The organism is Nocardia sp. NPDC060255 (genome assembly GCF_042727395.1).
In the GTDB taxonomy this organism is placed as follows: domain Bacteria; phylum Actinomycetota; class Actinomycetes; order Mycobacteriales; family Mycobacteriaceae; genus Nocardia.
Genome location: NZ_JBHXAU010000023.1, coordinates 77304 through 94521 on the forward strand (window position 1 = coordinate 77304; position 17218 = coordinate 94521).

Consider the following 17218-nt stretch of genomic DNA (forward strand, 5'->3'; position numbering starts at 1 on the left):
CAGTTCTAGTTTTACTGTCATGGCTTTCAACGTCGCAGACCTTCTCGAGCACGCGGTGGACGCGGTGCCCGACCGCATCGCCGTCATCTGCGGGGACCGCCAGGTCACCTATCGCGAGTTGGACGAACGCGCGAATCAGCTCGCGCATCACCTCGCCTCGCGCGGCATCGGAAAAGGTGATCACGTCGGGGTGTACTCGCGTAACTCCATCCAGGCGCTGGAGGCGATGTTCGCGGCCTACAAACTGCGGGCGGCGGTGGTCTGCGTGAACTACCGCTACGTCGCCGACGAGGTCCGCTACATCGCGGACAACGCGGACCTGAAGGCGCTGATCCACGAACGCGCCTACTCCGACGTCGTCGCCGAGGTGCTGCCGCACACTCCGTTGCTCACCGAGGTCATCGTCGTCGAGGACGGCTCCGATCGGGACTTCCGCCGCTACGGCGGCACCGAGTACGAGGCGGCGCTGGCGAACGAAGCGCCGGTGCGCGACTTCCCCGAGCGCAGCTCCGACGACCTCTACCTGCTGTACACCGGCGGCACCACCGGCTTCCCGAAGGGCGTGATGTGGCGGCACGAGGACGTGTGGCGCACCCTCGGCGGCGGCATCAACCACGTCACCGGCGAGTACGTCGCCGACGAGTGGGAACTGGCCGACGGTGCGAAGTCCGGACCCGCCGGCATCGTCATGGCGCCGCTGCCGCCGCTGATCCACGGCGCGGCCCAGTGGGCGTCGTTCATCGCGCTGAACTCCGGCGGCACAGTGGTTTTCGTGCCGCAGTTCGACGCGCACGAGGTATGGCGGGCCGTCGAGCGACACAAGGTCAATGTGCTCGCCGTGGCCGGCGACGCGATGGCGCGGCCGTTGTTCGACGCCTACCGCGAGCGTCCGTACGACGTGTCCGCGCTGTGGGCGTTGAGCAGCAACGCGGCCCTGTTCTCGCATTCGCTCAAGCAGCAGTACCTCGAGCTGTTCCCGAACCTGTTCATCACCGACGTGATCGGCTCCTCGGAGAGCGGCGGCACCGGACTCGGGGTGGTCACCAAGGACTCCGATCACACGCAGGGGCCGCGGGTGAAGTTCAACGCCCAGGCCGCGCTGATCGATGAGGACGGCGCGCTGCTCGAGCCGACGCCGGGCGCGGTCGGCCGGATCGCGCGCCGGGGTCACGTGCCGATCGGCTACTACAAGGACCCGGCGAAGACCGAGACGATCTTCATCGAGATCGACGGCACCCGATACGTCGTGCCCGGCGACTACGCCCGCTATGAGGAGGACGGCACCGTCACCCTGCTCGGACGTGGCTCGGAATGCATCAATACCGGCGGCGAGAAGGTCTATCCGGAGGAGGTCGAGGGTGCGCTGAAGTCGGCACCCGAGGTGTTCGACGCGCTGGTGGTCGGTGTCGCGGACGAGCGGTTCGGTGCGTCGGTGGCGGCAGTTGTCGCGCCGCGCAAGGGGATTCGGCTCGATCTGGCGGAACTGGACGCGCACGTGCGCACCAAGATCGCGGGCTACAAGGTGCCGCGGCGCTATTGGATCGTCGACGAGGTGATGCGGCAACCGAGCGGTAAAGCCAACTATCCGGCGGCCAAGAAGCACGTCGCTGAGCATCCCGAGGAGGTGCGGTCACCGCGCTGACCCCTGAAACTGTGGCTTTCGGCGTAGGGGCGGCGTCTCCGGTAATTAATTCATCGCCGCCCAGCTGAATACGTTATTCAACCGCAGTAATAGACGCGTGCCGTTCCAAGTATTCGGCGATTGTTTTTGTAGTGTGTGATGAATGACCGTGCAACTGGCTCGGGGGCAGGTAATTGTGCTCGAAGCCGAGCACATCGTTGTTTCGGTCCGGCACAGCGCGGCCGTCGATCTGTCCGCACTGTTGCTCACCGCGGACGGCATGGTGCGGGCGGACGCGGATCTGGTCTTCTACAACCAGCCGCTCGGTGAGGGTGTCCGACTGCTGCCCGGCGAGGAAGGTCGGCCGAGCGCATTGGCGCTGGATCTGCGCGCGATGTCTGCCGAGATCCAACACATCCGGATCGTCGTCGCGCTCGATGACCAGCAGGACGGCCTGGGCAATTACGCCGCCCCTGACCTGTGCATCGATGACGCCGACGGAAACCGATTGTGCGACTACATGGTTACCGACCTCGGCCCCGAGTCGACGGTCGTCGCCGTGGACTTGGATCGGTCGGGCCTCGACTGGCTGCTCCGCCCCCTCGGGCACGGCTACCACAGCGGGTTCGCAACCCTGGTAACCGCACACGGCGTCGCGGTGGGGCACACCCCGAAACCGCTGGTGCGTCAGCCCGCCCCGCATAATGCGAGCCTGCTCGGTGCGCCCACGGAAATGGCGCTGCGTAAACCGGGCGGTGCCGAATTGTCGCATGTGAAAATGGCATTGGGCTGGGACCCGGTCCGTGCGCCGGGTCGATTCGGACTGCGCGAGGTCGATATCGACCTCGACGCATCGGCACTGGTTTTTTCCGGCGACCAACTCATGGACGCCGCTTTCTACGGTCAATTGTCCTCCCGAGATGGCTCGGTCCGTCATCAAGGCGACAATCTCACCGGTTCGGGCAACGGTGACAACGAGATGATCGACGTCGACCTCACCCTGCTGTCACCTGAGGCATCGACCGTCGTCTTCGTCGTGACCTCCTACGCGGGACACACCTTCGAACGAGTCCGAAACGCGTTCTGGCGTCTGGTCGACGGCAAGACGAACGTCGAACTGACCGGCGGCAACCTGCGGGTCGGCGGCAGGCACACCGGCATGGTTGTGGCGAAAGTGCAACGCGAGGCCGACATCTGGAAGTTCCACACCGTCGGTGCCCCGATCCAGGCAGGGCATCCGGTCGAGGCGGCCGGACAGGTCGCTCCATACCTCTGATCTCAGTCGTCATCCGCCGGTTCGGCGCGCTGAAGCGACGGCGTTCGGTCGAACGGGCCGATAGTCCCCGCGCGGTCGGTAACGTCGAGGTCGGCCCCGGTCGGCGCATTGATCGGGGCGGATTTGCCGAGGAGGATGGAAGGCGTGGCCGGCGGTGCGGATATTCGGGTGAATCCGTGGGTCGCGCTGCGCCCGGACGAGGATGCCGAGCAGGTGGGCACGGATGTGTCGGCCGCGCACGAATCGTTTGTCGAGCGGGGTGAGGCGCCGGCGTCGGTGCGGCGGGTGGTCGAGGCGTCCTGGGTGCGCAGTCGCGGGAACGGTATCGATCCGGATCGGCAGATCGGGCGGACGTCGCTGACCGGAATCGAATTGGAGCGGTATCGGCGCGCGCATCCGATGGCGTCGGTGCGCCCGGTCGTGCAGACGCTGCTCGTCGAAGATGCCAGGGACACCGGGCTGTTGATCGCGATGAGCGATGCGCACGGCCGATTGCTGTGGGTGGAGGGCGATTCGGCGGCCAAGGACCGGGCGGCGGGCATGAACTTCGTCGACGGCGCGGACTGGAGTGAAGCCGCCGTCGGCACCAACGCCCCCGGAACGGCACTGGCACTTGATCATTGCGTGCAGATCTTCGGGGCCGAGCATTACAGCAGGCTGGTCCACCCGTGGAGCTGCGCGGCCGGGCCGGTGCACGATCCGGCGACCGGCCGGATACTCGGCGCGATCGATATCACCGGCGGCCCGCGCGTCGCCGCGCCGGAAGTACTGTCGCTGATCAGGGCGACGGTTGCCGTCGCGGAGTCCGAACTTCGGGCGCATCCGGTGTCGACCCGTACGGCACCGCGGGTGGAGCTGCTGGGCGCACAACCCGCGCTCCTGTTCGGCAACGAGCGAATCGCCTTGTCGCGCAGGCACTCGGAGATCTTGCTGCTGCTGATGGAACATCCCGAGGGACTCGCGACCGAGCACATCGCGGTACTGCTGGATGAACGAGACCTCGACGCCGTCACCGTGCGCGCCGAAATCTCGCGCCTGCGCAGGATTCTCGGCGGCACTGCTTTGGGCTCGCGGCCCTATCGGCTACTGACGGAACTCGATTCGGATGTCGGGGAGTTGCGCCGCAGTCTGCGCCGCGGCGACATCGGCGCGGCGGTGGCGCGCTACCGCGGCCAATTGCTGCCTGCCTCACGGGCACCCGGCGTCGGCCGGGTCCGGGAATCGCTGCGGGCACGGATGCGCGCGGCCGTCCTCACCTCCCGGGACCCGGCGATCCTCGGCTGGTGGATCTCGTCGGTCGACGGACGCGAGGACCGCGGCGCGTGGTCGGCCTATCTGGCCTCGCTCGACCGGGATTCGTCGCTGTATGCCCAAGTGGCGGCGCAGATCGGCATGTTGGATCGGGAGTTCGGCGGTCTGTGATCCGTTCCCAACGTTGATGCAACGTTGGCGTCATAGTGTCGTGGGTCACAGTGAGTGCCGCCGTGAACGCTAGGAGATTCGATGACCGTATACGCACGTCCTGGTTCGCCGGAGTCCCCGACGAGCTTCCAGTCACGCTACGACAACTGGATCGGCGGCCAGTGGGTTGCGCCGGTCAAGGGCCAGTACTTCGAGAACCCGACCCCGGTCACCGGTGAAACATTCTGCGAGATCGCGCGTTCCACCGCGGAGGACATCGAGCTCGCGCTCGACGCCGCGCACGCCGCCGCACCGGCCTGGGGCAAGACCTCGCCCGCCGAACGCGCGGTGATCCTGAACAAGATCGCCGACCGGATCGAGGAGAACCTCGAGGCGATCGCCGTCGCCGAGGTATGGGACAACGGCAAGCCGATCCGCGAGGCCCTGGCCGCCGACATTCCGCTCGCCGTCGACCACTTCCGCTACTTCGCCGGAGCCATTCGCGCGCAAGAGGGTTCGCTGTCGGAGATCGACAGCGACACCGTGGCCTACCACTTCCACGAGCCGCTCGGCGTTGTCGGGCAGATCATTCCGTGGAACTTCCCGATCCTGATGGCCACCTGGAAGCTGGCGCCCGCGCTGGCCGCGGGCAACGCGGTGATCCTGAAGCCCGCCGAGCAGACACCCGCCTCGATCCTGTTCCTGTGGAGCATCATCGGCGACCTGCTGCCGCCCGGCGTGGTCAACATCGTCAACGGTTTCGGCGTCGAGGCGGGCAAGCCGCTGGCGTCGAGCAACCGGATCGCGAAGATCGCGTTCACCGGCGAGACCACCACCGGCCGGCTGATCATGCAGTACGCGTCGCAGAACCTGATCCCGGTGACCCTCGAACTGGGCGGCAAGAGCCCGAACATCTTCTTCTCCGATGTGATGAGCGCCGACGACGACTTCCTGGACAAGGCCCTGGAAGGCTTCACCATGTTCGCGCTCAACCAGGGCGAGGTGTGCACCTGCCCGTCGCGTTCGCTGATCCAGGCCGACATCTTCGACCGGTTCCTCGACCTGGCCGCATTGCGGACCAAGGCGGTGCGCCAAGGCGATCCGCTCGACTCGGAGACGATGATCGGCGCGCAGGCGTCCAACGATCAGCTGGAAAAGGTGTTGTCCTACATCGAGATCGGTAAGGGTGAGGGCGCACAGCTGGTGACCGGCGGCGAGCGCGCGATGCTCGGCGGCGACCTGAACGGCGGCTACTACGTGCAGCCGACCATCTTCACCGGCCGCAACGCGATGCGGATCTTCCAGGAGGAGATCTTCGGCCCGGTGGTCTCGGTGACCTCGTTCACCGATTACGACGACGCCATTTCGATCGCCAACGACACCCTGTACGGCCTCGGCGCGGGCGTGTGGTCCCGGGACGGCGGCACGGCGTATCGCGCGGGCCGCGACATCCAGGCCGGGCGGGTGTGGACCAACACCTACCACCAGTACCCGGCGCACGCGGCGTTCGGCGGATACAAGCAGTCCGGCATCGGCAGGGAAAATCACAAGATGATGCTCGACCACTACCAGCAGACCAAGAACCTGCTGGTGAGCTACGCGCCGAAAGCCATGGGATTCTTCTGATGCCGAGCACTATGGCGAAGCGGGAACGGGCGGCACGGTGAGTGTCGCCCCGCCCCGGTTGGTCGCGACCGTGGGGGCGGCGGCGCTGTTGCGCCGCCTCCGCGACGTGCACGGTGCGCTGATGATGCACCAGTCCGGCGGGTGCTGCGACGGGTCGTCGCCGATGTGTTATCCGTTGGGGGAGTTCATCGTCGGCGATCGTGACATCCTGCTCGGTATCCTCGATCTGCGCCTCGCGGTGGGAGAGGTGCCTGCGAGTCTGCCGTCCGCCGACCTCGACGCCGTGCCGGTGTGGATCTCCGGATCGCAGTTCCAGGTTTGGAAACACACGCAACTCGTCATCGACGTGGTGCCCGGTCGCGGCGGCGGATTCAGCCTCGAAGCGCCCGAGGGCTGGCGATTCCTCAGCAGGGCAAGAGCATTCACCACCGTGGAGAACGAATCACTCGAATCCGCGCCCCCCGTGGTGGGGACCGAGTACGCCGAGGGTGTCCGTCCGCCGGTCCCGGATTCCGCGCAGGTGGTGGCGGAGGCGGTGGACGCCTGCCCAGTGCCCGCGCCACCCACCGCGCGCTGAGGCTGGCGGGGAGTCCGCCGCGACACAGGCCGTAGCAAACCCCCAGGCGTCACACGAAGGGGCTTCCCGGCTGAGGCATCCTCGGTGCGCCGTTGATGGTCGATTTAAGCCACGGTGACTACCGACCAGTAAATTCCCTTGATCGCTTTTAGTAGCGCTTAACTGAAAGGTTTTGAACGGCAGCATTCGCGGTCTCGTCCTATGCTTCGGCCATCCGAAATAGCTTCGAGTCGCATCCAAGGGCAGACATGCGAATAATGGGCAAACGTTTGGTGTCACCAGATCCCAAGCGTCACCTATGGATTTTAGGTTTCATCGCACCGGCGACCGCGCTGCTGCCCTCCCAACTGGTGTTGCGCACGGGCTCTCCGGTCTTCTGGTGGAGCGGTCCGATCATCGTGTTCGTCGTTATCCCGGTGTTGGATTGGATGGTGGGGGAGGACGGCAATAATCTGCGCGACGAGGAATATGAGGTGCTGTCGCACGACCGGTACTACCGGTGGTGCACGTTCCTGTTCCTGCCGGTCCAGCTGATCGGCCTGGTCGTCGCATGTGCCATGTGGTCCGGTCACGAGTTGAGTGTGGTGGACAAATTAGGCCTGGCGGTGACGGTGGGCTTTGTGAGCTTCATCGGTATCAACGCCGCCCACGAATTGGGGCATCGGGTCGAGAAACTGGAGCGGTGGCTGTCGAAAATCGCCCTGGCACAGTCGGGTTACGGCCACTTCACCGTCGAACACAATCGCGGACATCACGTCTGGGTGGCCACACCCGGCGATCATTCGAGTGCGCGGTACGGTGAGTCGCTCTGGGAATTCCTGCCACGCTATCTGGTCAGCGCTTTCCGGGCCGCGATCGAGCTGGAAGGGGTGCGGTTACGCCGGAAAGGCCACGGGTGGTGGAGTATTCACAACCAAATCCTGCAGGGATGGTCGATTACCGTGGTGCTGTTCGGTGGACTGCTCACCGTATTCGGCTGGCACATTTTGCCGTACCTATTACTGCAAGCAGTGCTCGGTATGGGGTTGCTCAAGACGATCGGCTACATCGAGCATTATGGACTGCTGCGTGAGCGCAAGCCCAACGGTTCATGGGCGCGCTTCTCGCCCAAGGACAGTTGGGACTGCGACTGGCTGGTCACCAACCTCTTCATCTTCAATGTGCAGCGGCACAGCGATCACCACATCAATACCGGACGTCGGTATCAGACGCTGCGCAATTCCGAAGAGGCGCCACGGCTTCCGGCCGGATACATCGCCATGGTCCTGTGCGCGGCGGTTCCGCCGCTCTGGCGGCGCGTGATGGATCCGCGGGTGCTCGCGCACTACGACGGCGATATCACCAAGGCCAATATCCAGCCCAGTAAACGAGCCAAGATCCTGGCGGCCCATGGACGAAGTGAACTGAACCAGGCCTGTGGGGTCGGCGGGCGACAGCTCGAGCGTCCGGCTGGGACGGTCGAGCCGGCCGTAGACGGCCTCGTGCCGGGATAAGACGTGAGGGTCTACAGAAACCCTTAGCGGCCAACTGTGACGGGTAACAGCGCCGCAGGGGCCTGTTGCCTAGAAGTAACTAGTGCATCCAACAGGCTGTGACGCTTATGCTCATCAGCATCTATGACGACAGGTGACCGTTTGCCGACATAAGGCGGTAACTCGATGGCCGTTATCCAACCCATGGTTCGAACGTGGTGGAACGACCGGGTCGATTATCGCTGGCTGCTTCAGACGCTCGAATCCCATTCGGCGCTGCGCCCGCTGAAGTTCATGGTCGGCTGCGGGGGCTTCGGGATGGCCGTGATCACGGTGCTGGCCGTGGTGTCACAGGTGGGACAGACCGGGCTGGTGGGACAGTTGCAGGCCGCCGCCGCGACCGTGCTCGCCGGGGTGTGGGCGTTGCGTTGGTGGACGTTGCCGTGGCCGGGGGAGCTGGAGTCGCTCGCCTGGGTCGCGGCGATCGATGTCGCTATCGCCGCCAACAATGTGCTGGTCCGGGACCGGCTCTTCGGTCTCCAGGGCGTCGTGCTGCTGGTGACGACCGGGGGATATGTGACGATCTTCCACGGTCCGCGGGTTTTGGCCGTGCACATCGGCTGGTCACTGCTGGCGAATGTGGTGCTGGCGAGCATGATGGTGATCGGCTTGCCGCATGCCGGACGTGGGACCGGAGATCTCGCCCTCGGCGCCGGGGTGGTGGTGTGCAATTTCGTGGTGATCGGGGTGGTGCTCCCCATCGTCCAGTTCTGTCACTGGCTACTGCGGCTGGATGCGCTGTCGGATCCGCTTACCACGCTGCTGAATCGGCGCGGCCTCGACTCGTACCTCTCGCGATTCGTCGGATCCTGCGGCCGCGGCGACGTGTACGTCGTGACGCTCGATCTGGATCGGTTCAAATCCGTCAACGACACCTTCGGTCACCCTTTCGGCGACGAGGTGCTGGTGCGGACGGCCGAATGCCTGCGGTCCACAGCTCTGCCCGGCGCTGTCGTCGCGCGTACGGGCGGTGAGGAATTCGCGATCGTGGGCTTCCTGGGTGATGAGGTCGTCGGTGCCGTGGCCGAGCGGGCCCGGCGCGCGGTCGAGACGATGTCCGATCTGCCGATCGCGATCACCGTGAGCGTCGGGGCCGCGGTGGGTGAATCCGTGGGGGCCGGCGCGGGGGGCACTGTGCCGAGTCAGTTGTTTCGCCGCGCGGATTCGGCCATGTATCAAGCAAAACAGTTGGGCGGCAACACCGTCGTGATCGCCGAGCCGGACAACGTGCTCCCTGAGCCTGTCGGCCCGGCACAGGTTCGGTCTTCGATACGGACATAACCGGCACGCACGTACTGGATGTTGCTCACCTGAATCAATCCTTGCTCACCTGAGCAAGACGAGCTACAGTTTTGCTCATGCAAGCAAACAGTGGCTCGGATAAGCAATCGGGCCGTACCTTCACCGAGGCGGCTCGGCGCGCGCAGATCGTGGCGGCCGCGATCGACGTCATCGCCGAGCACGGCTTGCCCAACGCCTCGTTCGCGAAAATCGCGCAGCAGGCCGGGCTGAGCAGCACCGGCATGATCTCGTACCACTTTCGCGGCAAGAACGACCTGATTCGCGAGGTAGCCGACGAAATCGTGCGGGTGAACACCGAATTCGTGGTGTCCAAGCTCGACCGCGAGGCCGGTTACCTGGCCCCGTTGCGCGCGTACTTCGCCGCCAACCTCGCCTTGCCCGACGAGTACCCCACCCATCAGCGGGCGCTCGCCAGCATCGTCGCCAATGCCAGGCCGGACGACCCACACACGCTGGGCCTGATCGAGAAGGTCGATGAGATCGCCCGCGGCCAAGAGGCGTGGCTCCGAGAAGGGCAGCGGGCCGGGGAATTCCGGTCCTTCGATCCCGCGATCATGGCGCTGGCCATTCGGTCCGCCCGGGACGCCGCCGTCGCCCGCGCCGCGGACGATCCCGACTTCGACGCCGCCGCCTGCGCCCGTGAACTGGCCGATCTCTTCGAATTCGCCACCCGTAAGCAATCGTGATCAACACCGGAGCCGAGATGAACGCACCACAGGTCCTCACCGCCGAACGCACGCCGGAGCAGAAACGCGCCGCCGTCCGCCGACACCTCCTACGTCAGCTGATCGTCGATTTGGTGGTCCCACTCGGCGGCTACTACGCCCTGCGCGCGGCCGGGGTGAACCCATGGCTGGCGCTGATCGCGCCCTCGCTGCTCATCGCGGGAATCGTTGCCTACCATGCGATTCGCGAGCGCCGCGTCGAGGCGTTCGCGCTGTTCACCCTCTCGATGATCGTGGTCGGCACGCTGATGACCCTGGTGACCGGCGATCCCCGCACGCTGCTGGTCCGCGACAGCTGGATCTTCGGGGTGCTCGGCCTGTGGATGCTCGGCAGCCTGCTCACGCAACGTCCATTCATGCGCACCGCGTCCCGCGCCCTCGTCACGGCGAAGATCGGCGAGGAAGGCTACCGGCAGTGGGATGCCCGCTGGGACAACGACTCCCGATTCCGCAGCAGCCTGCGGGTATTGACCGCGGTGTGGGGCACCGCCTTCACCCTCGACGCCCTGGTGCGCGTACTGCTCGCCTACACCCTGCCGATCGATGCGATACCGCTGGTGAGCACCCTGCAATGGCTGGTCGTCCTCGGCGCGGTCATCGTCTTCCACAACATCTACGTCACCAAACGCGGTCTGAAGGCCTGAGTTTCAGGCCAGCGAGAAGTGCTCTACCGCCTGGCTGCTCGAGCTGCTCCGGCAAACCGCTGAGGGCCGCGGGCAGGCAGGCATTCTCCGGGACTTCCCCCACTGTGGCATCACTCCAGCGGGGGAGGGGAGGTCCACTCAGGAGGTGATGAACTCATGGGATCACTTCCCTACCATGGCGGTCGTGTCTATCGCCCGCGCTGCTCGCTGTCGCGTCCTGCTCGTCGCGGGGCTGTGGCTGCTGCTTGCTTCGGTGGGGATGGCGCCCGCGTCGGCGGACTCCGCTGCCGCGGGTGCCGATGTCTCGGTCGCGCAGACGCTCGGTGATCGGGAATTGACGATCGTGCTGCGGCGGGTGACCAGTGTGCCCGGGCCGTTGCGCGTGGATGTGGTCACGCACGCCGGTACTGCCGCCGGGCAACTCGCGCTCGCGGTGACACCGACGGGAGCCGGTTCGGACCTGCCTGCGCCGGGCGTGCCGACCGCCGAGGCCGTTGTCGAACTCGGCGGCACGCCCGGGATGTACTCGGCCACTCTCGATATGGATCGGCCCGGTCCTTGGGAACTGTCGATCGGCGACGGAGTGCGGGTCGCGCGGATTCCGTTCGTGGTGCCCGAGCAGGTCACCTCGCCGCCGGAGCGGCTGGTCTACCTGGGTTTCCTGGTGGCCGGTGTGCTGCTGCCGGTTTCGGTGTTGATCGCGATGCGGGCCCGGCACAGTGCGTGGGCGTTGATTCCGGCCGGTGGGATGGTGGCGGGGGTTGCCGTGTCGGTGACCGCGGCACTGCTCTCGGCGTCGTTGCCGCTGCCGCCGCAACCGGGTGGTCAATTGGATCCGACGGTGGACAACGTCACCGATCCGTATTCGTTGAACCAGCCGTTGATTTCGGACTACTCCCGGCCTCCTGTGCTGCTCACCGTCGAAGGGTCGGTAACCGCCGGGCGGCCAGGCGATTTCGATCTCGTGCTGATCGATGCGGCTACCGGGGCGGCCGTGGACGATCTGCTCGTGCACGACAGTGCGCTGGTACATCTGCTGGTGGTCGGACCGAGTGGTGGGCTGTCGCACCTGCATCCGATCCGGACCGGGCCCGGCCGGTATCAGGTTCACCTGACCGCCCCCGAGCCCGGTCGTTACGCGCTGTCGGCCGAGTTGGCTCGCCGCGGCGGTGGTGTCCAAATGGTGCGTGCCGCAGCCGGGTTCACCGCCGTGCCGGACGATGCGAGTGCCGCGCCGCAGATATCCGGCGCCCCCTTGCGTCTCGGCGGTGGCGACAAGTCCGCTTCGCTGGTTCTCGGCGGCAACTCCATCACCGTCAAGACAACCGATGCGGTGGTAGGAAAACCGACGACCGTCACCGCCGAAGTCGGTGACACCTCCGATCTGCAACCGTGGCTCGGCATGGTCGGCCACCTGATCATGGCGGGTCCGGTGCCGGAGGGCACTGTGGATATTGCTGCGGCCGTGCAGAACTCGGCTGTTTGGGGTCATGCGCATTCGATGGGGCCGACGTCGATGCCGGATATGCCGGGGATGAGTGGTGCGCACGACATGCCGGGAATGACTGGTGCACACGACATGCCGGGGATGGGCGCGGCCGGCTCGGGACGCGGGGTCATGCTCATGCCGCCCGTGAACGGTGCGAGTCCACCCGACGAAACCGTGGCTGCGTTCGGACCTGACGTTCCGTTCACCTTCACGTTCCCTGTCGCGGGCCGGTACCGGCTCTGGATCCAGGTCGAACGCAACTACACGCTGCTCACTGTCCCGGTGGTGCTCGACGTCGCGGGAGCGCAGCGATGAGCGCGTTCACCGGTCGAGGTTCGCTTCGTGTTGTCGCCGCGGTGGGTGCGATCGTCGTAATCGCTGTCATCGGATGGCTGGTGTGGCCTAGTCCGCCTGCGCCGGTCGTGCTGAAAACCGGTACGCCCCAACACCTTGTCACCGTCACCATCGACAGTCTCCGGCTGGGCGAGACCGCCGTGGACGTGACCGTCACCGACCGCGCGGGCGCTCCGATAGACCATGCGGCAGTACAGGTTCAAGCGATCCAGCCGCTGATGGGCCATGCCGGAGCGCCGATCTCGGCCGCTGCCAACGGGTCCGGTCGCTTCCACGCGCCCGCGGTCTCGCTGATGATGATTGGCCCCTGGGAGCTGCACCTGTCCATCGACGCGCATAACGGCATCGACCAGATCACCCTGCCGCTGTGGGTCGGCGGCTGAGCCTGATCGCACGCCCGAACCGCAGGAGCACTACAGAGGAGGGACCGCTCGTCATGAATATCTCAGCACCGCCCGACACGATCGACAGCGCGCCGAACACCGCCGCAGGCGCGTCCGACAACAGCACCGCCGCCCGGGTCGGGGCCTGGGGCGTGCTGTTCGGCACCGCCGTCACCTTGATCGGCCTCAGCTGGGATATCCAGTGGCACAACGACGTCGGCCCCGACACCTTCTTCACGCTGCCGCATCTGTTCCTGTATTCCGGCAGCGCGCTGTCCGGCTTCGCCAGCCTCGCCATGGTGCTCATCGCCACCTTCGCCCAGCGCGCCGGACGGCCCGTGCCCGCGATGGGCGGCACCCCCATCCGAGTGTTCGGCAGCAACCTCACCGCGCCGCTCGGCTACATGGTCGCCGGGGCGGGTGCCGCATTGTTCCTGCTCTACGGCCTGCTCGATATGCAATGGCATTCGATCTACGGCTTCGACGCGGTGCTGAACACCCCGTCGCACGTGGCGCTGTTCCTGTCGATCACGCTCACCATGATCGGCAGCATCATGGTCTTCGCCTCCCACCGCGACCATCGCTGGGGCCAGGCCGGAATCGTGCTGGCCGTCCCGATCCTGATCACCTTCGCGCCGATCCTCGCCGAGGCGTTGAACAACCTGGAACTGCCGATCAATTCGATGATTCTGGGCACCGTGTTCTTCGGGCCGATGCTGCTGGTGCTCGGTGCCGCCGTGCTGGCCCGCCCCGGTGCCGCCATCGCCATCGCGCTCGCCCTCGGCATCATCCAGGCGATCCTCTGGTGGTTCTCGCCGTGGGCCGCGGAAACCTACGCCTCGGCCATCGGGCTGCCGCTGCGGGACGGGCTCGGGTCGCGCCCACCGTCGTTGCCCGCCATGATGCCGATGTTCCTGCTGCTCGCCGCCGTCGCGGTGGAGGGTCTGTTCTGGCTGGCCCGCACCCGCGGCTACGACGCGAACAAGATCGTGCTCGCGGCCGGTCTGGTCACCGGTCTCGTTGTCGGCGTGACCTTTCCGCTGCAGTTGCTGTTCATTCACGCCTTCTCGCACCTCGCCTTCAGCGACGTCGCGCTGTCCACCCTGGTCGCGATACCGCTCGGCCTGCTCGCCGGCTTCCTCGGCGGCCGCTTCACCCGCATGCTGCCCATGCCCGCAACGGAGACCGCCCGATGACCATCCTGCGCAAACTCGCCCTCACCGTGCTGGCCACCATCACCTTGTCGCTGGTCGCGATCGCCCCCGCCTCGGCCTACGCCCCCGTCGACATCGTGCACACCGAACGGGTCCAGGTCGGCCCCTACGCCATGACCGTCGGCTTCTCCACCTGGCCCATCCGCGCCATGAAGTCGCTGGACTTCACCTTCATGCCCGAAGGTGGCATCGCCGACAAAACCGGAACCTTTCGCATCGCAGGTCCCGCGTACAGCACCTGGAAACGTAACGCGCCACTCGTCCGGCACCCCCGCAAACGCGACTCATGGGGACTCGACATCCTGGCCATCAACGATCCCGGCGAGTACAGCTTCCTCTTCACCCTCGACGGTCCCCTCGGGCACGGTGAAGGCACCCTCGACGGCATCCACGTCCTCGACCAACCCGGCCCGCCACTGCCCTTGAGCTGGACGATCGCCTCGCTGCCGCTCCTCGGCCTGATCGTCTTCCTCGCCGTCGCCTGGCGTCGAACCCGCCCCGCCCGCCAACCATTGCCGCTCTGACTGGCAACCTTCCGGTTACTCTTCGTACATGATCCTGTTCCTCCTGCCAGACCACGACTACGACCCCACCGAATCGGCGGTGCCGTGGGCCGCACTGCGGGACGCCGGGATCCCCGTCCGCTTCGCCACCCCGGAGGGTCGAGTCGCCCTCGCCGACGACCGCCTGGTCGAACAGGGCTTCTCCCTGCTGTCCCCACTCCTGATGACCCGCTCCGACGCGCTACGCGACTACGACCGGATGCGCGAAGATCCCGACTTCCAGTCGCCCCTGGCGTATTCCGACGTCGTCGACGCGGAGGTCGCGGGCGTCTTCGTGCCGGGCGGCCACGCTCCCGGCATGAAGTCGATGCTCGAATCGGCCACCGCCCAAAACATTTTCGGTCACGCCATACTGGCGGGAAAGCCGGTCGCCGCCGTCTGCCACGGAGTTCTGCTCGCGGCCAGGGCAACCGATCCCGAGACCGGTCGATCGGTGCTGTACGACCGCCGAACCACAGCCGTCACAGCCATTTTGGAACTCTCGGCCTGGAACCTGACTCGCCTACGCCTGGGCACCTACTACCGAACCTATCCCCAAACCGTGCAAGCGGAAGTAACTGCCGCCCTGCGTGATCCCCGCCAATTCGCCCGCGGCCCCCTGATCCCGCGCCGCGACACCGCATCCCGCCGCAACCGCGGCTTCACCGTCCATGACCGCAACTACATCTCGGCCCGATGGCCCGGCGACTGTCACCGCCTGGCCGCCGAGTACCGAGACTTGGTGCTGGACAACCGAAGCGCTCACTGAGCGGTCAACTCTGACCGCCGGTCAGGTATGCCTACTGCAGGACGAAGAACAGGAAGCCCGGGCTCGTGGTGAGGGCTCGGTATTCCTCGGGGAACAGCTCGCGGGCTGCTGGCACGGGCGATGGCTCACTGATGGTGGAGATGCGGAAGCCGGCCGCGGTGAAGGCGTCGGTCATCGCGTGTAATGGGCGGACCCAGAAGCTGATCGGGACGGTCTGGTCGCCCAAGGTCCAGTGGACGTCCCATTTGTAGGTCGACAAGTAGTCGGGGCTCTGCCCGGCCAGGCGTTGCATGCCGTAGGCCACGAAAGGGTGGTCGACCGAGACGAGTAGTCGACCGCCGGGTGTCAGGACGCGGCGCAGTTCGCCGAGCGTCGGCCCCCAGTCCCGCAGGTAGTGCAGCACCAGGGACGCGACGACGTCGTCGAACTCGCCATCGGCGAAGGGAAGTGGTTCCGCGAGATCGGCGCACCGCAGCTCCGCCTCGGTACCGAGGCGCCGTCGCGCCAGCTCCAGCATCGCGGCACTGGCGTCGATGCCGGTCACGGTGGCGCCGCGCTCGCGCAGCGCCGCGAACAGCGGACCGGAGCCGCAACCGGCGTCGAGGATCCGTCGGCCGGCCACGGCTCCGGCGAGCCCGAGCATCGCGGGCCGCTCGTAGTAAGCGTTGTAGAGGTTGTTCTCGTTCTCGGCCGTATACACCTCGGCGAAGCTGTCATAGTCGTTCGCTCGCAAGGGAAGTGCACGACTCTCTGGGACCGGATTCATGTACCCCATGCTGGCATGCCGAGCCCGCCCGCACCCGGTGATGTGTGGGTCTCAGGAGGCGGTGAAAGCGGGGAGACGCAGCGCGGTGTACGCCGAGCGGCCGACCAACGCGGTAGGTGGATTTGGCTGACGACGTCGTAGAAGAGGTCGTCGGCGGTGCGCATCGCGCTGACCACGCGCCGGATCTCCCAGCCGTCGTCGGCGAAGACAGAGGCGATCAGGTCGCGTTGCGCGGCCGGGTCGCGCGGGGGTTCGGCGCTAACTCGCACTATCGCTGGTGCGGCGGAAACCCAGAACGGGATAATGCGGGTCGGTGCCGCCCGGTTTGCCTTGGCCATGGCCGATGAAAGATGTCGCTGCGGCTAAATAGAGGTGGTGCCGGGCGCCGATCGCGGTGAGCTGAGCGCAGGTGTCAGGATGTGGCTGGTCTTCGCGAATCGTGTTGGACGCCAGCCGGACTGCGGCAATCTTGTCCGCGGTGGTGAGGAAGAGCCCACCGGGCCGGAGCACCCTGGCCACCTCGGCCAGCACCGGCTCGGCATCATCGAGCAAGTGCAACAACCACACTGCGGTCACCGTGTCGACCGAGCCGCTCGGCAGCGGAAGCGCAGTGGCATCGGCCCGCGCCACCCTCCCCGGAAGCCGCCGCCCGGCCTGCCGCAACATGCCGACCGACAGATCGATGCCGACCACCCGATGCCCGAGCGCATCGAGCTCAGCAGCCACAATCCCGGTACCGACCGCGAGATCGAGAACCACACTGCGCGAAGGGATCAACCCATTCAACGCAACGGCCGCCGCCTCAGCCCGCGGCCCCCCGCCCCGCGTCCGGTCATAATGAGTCGCTTCATCGTCATAATCGAGCACCCCACCATCATGCGTTGTCGTAGAAGCCCCGTTCATTCGCCTAGACCCAGCGCAGATCCGCAGCGCCACCGGCGCCCCCGCGCGCGAGTTGTGCAGCCGCGCACGAATCTGCCAGCAATTCTGTGCGCGG

At 66.3% G+C, this 17218-nt stretch carries 16 protein-coding genes; 14 read left to right on the forward strand and 2 right to left on the reverse strand.

The window, feature by feature from the left end:
• The first annotated feature begins 19 nt into the window (after positions 1–19).
• The 14 genes from ACFWF1_RS33130 (at position 20) to ACFWF1_RS33195 (ending at position 15455) form a co-directional block, all read left to right on the forward strand.
• Positions 20–1642 carry an acyl-CoA synthetase gene (locus ACFWF1_RS33130; RefSeq protein ID WP_379290590.1) on the forward strand — a complete coding sequence of 541 codons (1623 nt, stop codon included), beginning with the start codon at positions 20–22 and terminating at the stop codon, positions 1640–1642.
• Between the two features lie 142 nt (positions 1643–1784).
• Positions 1785–2897, forward strand: coding sequence for a TerD family protein (locus tag ACFWF1_RS33135; RefSeq protein WP_379290588.1), 1113 nt, complete (start codon positions 1785–1787; stop codon positions 2895–2897).
• A 144-nt stretch (positions 2898–3041) separates the two neighbouring features.
• Entirely contained in the window at positions 3042–4319 is a 1278-nt protein-coding gene (locus tag ACFWF1_RS33140; RefSeq protein WP_379290586.1) for a transcriptional regulator, read from the forward strand.
• Between the two features lie 81 nt (positions 4320–4400).
• The gene (gene adh / locus ACFWF1_RS33145) at positions 4401–5924 is read left to right on the forward strand and encodes an aldehyde dehydrogenase (protein WP_379290585.1); all 1524 of its coding nucleotides are present in this window, start codon (positions 4401–4403) and stop codon (positions 5922–5924) included.
• A gap of 37 nt (positions 5925–5961) precedes the next feature.
• Entirely contained in the window at positions 5962–6501 is a 540-nt protein-coding gene (locus ACFWF1_RS33150; protein ID WP_379290584.1) for a DUF779 domain-containing protein, read from the forward strand.
• A 257-nt stretch (positions 6502–6758) separates the two neighbouring features.
• Positions 6759–7994 carry an alkane 1-monooxygenase gene (locus ACFWF1_RS33155; protein ID WP_379290583.1) on the forward strand — a complete coding sequence of 412 codons (1236 nt, stop codon included), beginning with the start codon at positions 6759–6761 and terminating at the stop codon, positions 7992–7994.
• Between the two features lie 183 nt (positions 7995–8177).
• A complete protein-coding gene (locus tag ACFWF1_RS33160; protein WP_379290581.1) occupies positions 8178–9314 on the forward strand; it encodes a diguanylate cyclase domain-containing protein in 1137 nt (378 codons plus the stop codon).
• Between the two features lie 77 nt (positions 9315–9391).
• Positions 9392–10021: a TetR/AcrR family transcriptional regulator gene (locus ACFWF1_RS33165; protein WP_379290579.1), complete on the forward strand. Its 630-nt coding sequence runs from the start codon at positions 9392–9394 to the stop codon at positions 10019–10021.
• Between the two features lie 17 nt (positions 10022–10038).
• Positions 10039–10704, forward strand: a complete 666-nt coding sequence (locus tag ACFWF1_RS33170; RefSeq protein WP_379290577.1) for a VC0807 family protein — start codon at positions 10039–10041, stop codon at positions 10702–10704.
• A 175-nt stretch (positions 10705–10879) separates the two neighbouring features.
• Positions 10880–12508 carry a hypothetical protein gene (locus ACFWF1_RS33175; RefSeq protein ID WP_379290575.1) on the forward strand — a complete coding sequence of 543 codons (1629 nt, stop codon included), beginning with the start codon at positions 10880–10882 and terminating at the stop codon, positions 12506–12508.
• Positions 12505–12930 (forward strand): FixH family protein, encoded by a 426-nt coding sequence (locus ACFWF1_RS33180; RefSeq protein WP_379290573.1) that lies wholly within the window; start codon positions 12505–12507, stop codon positions 12928–12930. The genes ACFWF1_RS33175 and ACFWF1_RS33180 overlap by 4 nt, the downstream gene beginning before the upstream one ends.
• A gap of 53 nt (positions 12931–12983) precedes the next feature.
• The gene (locus ACFWF1_RS33185; protein WP_379290571.1) at positions 12984–14126 is read left to right on the forward strand and encodes a hypothetical protein; all 1143 of its coding nucleotides are present in this window, start codon (positions 12984–12986) and stop codon (positions 14124–14126) included.
• On the forward strand, positions 14123–14668 hold the full coding sequence (locus tag ACFWF1_RS33190) for a hypothetical protein (RefSeq protein ID WP_379290569.1): 546 nt from the start codon (positions 14123–14125) through the stop codon (positions 14666–14668). Before ACFWF1_RS33185 ends, ACFWF1_RS33190 begins: the two co-directional genes overlap by 4 nt.
• Positions 14669–14696: 28 nt before the next feature.
• Positions 14697–15455, forward strand: coding sequence for a type 1 glutamine amidotransferase domain-containing protein (locus ACFWF1_RS33195; protein WP_379290567.1), 759 nt, complete (start codon positions 14697–14699; stop codon positions 15453–15455).
• Between the two features lie 31 nt (positions 15456–15486).
• Here the strand turns inward: ACFWF1_RS33195 and ACFWF1_RS33200 are convergent, their stop codons facing one another.
• Both ACFWF1_RS33200 and ACFWF1_RS33205 read right to left on the reverse strand, forming a co-directional pair.
• Positions 15487–16221 carry a class I SAM-dependent methyltransferase gene (locus ACFWF1_RS33200; protein ID WP_379290565.1) on the reverse strand — a complete coding sequence of 245 codons (735 nt, stop codon included), beginning with the start codon at positions 16219–16221 and terminating at the stop codon, positions 15487–15489.
• Between the two features lie 258 nt (positions 16222–16479).
• Positions 16480–17124, reverse strand: coding sequence for a class I SAM-dependent methyltransferase (locus ACFWF1_RS33205; protein ID WP_379290564.1), 645 nt, complete (start codon positions 17122–17124; stop codon positions 16480–16482).
• Between the last annotated feature and the right edge of the window lie 94 nt (positions 17125–17218).

Coding starts and splice junctions, on each gene's coding strand:
- ACFWF1_RS33170 (WP_379290577.1), top strand. CDS start 10,039: ATGAACGCACCACAGGTCCTCACCGCCGAACGCACGCCGGAGCAGAAA.
- ACFWF1_RS33165 (WP_379290579.1), top strand. CDS start 9,392: ATGCAAGCAAACAGTGGCTCGGATAAGCAATCGGGCCGTACCTTCACC.
- ACFWF1_RS33180 (WP_379290573.1), top strand. CDS start 12,505: ATGAGCGCGTTCACCGGTCGAGGTTCGCTTCGTGTTGTCGCCGCGGTG.
- ACFWF1_RS33160 (WP_379290581.1), top strand. CDS start 8,178: ATGGTTCGAACGTGGTGGAACGACCGGGTCGATTATCGCTGGCTGCTT.
- ACFWF1_RS33195 (WP_379290567.1), top strand. CDS start 14,697: ATGATCCTGTTCCTCCTGCCAGACCACGACTACGACCCCACCGAATCG.
- ACFWF1_RS33155 (WP_379290583.1), top strand. CDS start 6,759: ATGGGCAAACGTTTGGTGTCACCAGATCCCAAGCGTCACCTATGGATT.
- ACFWF1_RS33135 (WP_379290588.1), top strand. CDS start 1,785: ATGACCGTGCAACTGGCTCGGGGGCAGGTAATTGTGCTCGAAGCCGAG.
- ACFWF1_RS33200 (WP_379290565.1), bottom strand. CDS start 16,221: ATGAATCCGGTCCCAGAGAGTCGTGCACTTCCCTTGCGAGCGAACGAC.
- ACFWF1_RS33190 (WP_379290569.1), top strand. CDS start 14,123: ATGACCATCCTGCGCAAACTCGCCCTCACCGTGCTGGCCACCATCACC.
- ACFWF1_RS33130 (WP_379290590.1), top strand. CDS start 20: ATGGCTTTCAACGTCGCAGACCTTCTCGAGCACGCGGTGGACGCGGTG.
- adh (WP_379290585.1), top strand. CDS start 4,401: ATGACCGTATACGCACGTCCTGGTTCGCCGGAGTCCCCGACGAGCTTC.
- ACFWF1_RS33185 (WP_379290571.1), top strand. CDS start 12,984: ATGAATATCTCAGCACCGCCCGACACGATCGACAGCGCGCCGAACACC.
- ACFWF1_RS33175 (WP_379290575.1), top strand. CDS start 10,880: ATGGCGGTCGTGTCTATCGCCCGCGCTGCTCGCTGTCGCGTCCTGCTC.
- ACFWF1_RS33205 (WP_379290564.1), bottom strand. CDS start 17,124: ATGAACGGGGCTTCTACGACAACGCATGATGGTGGGGTGCTCGATTAT.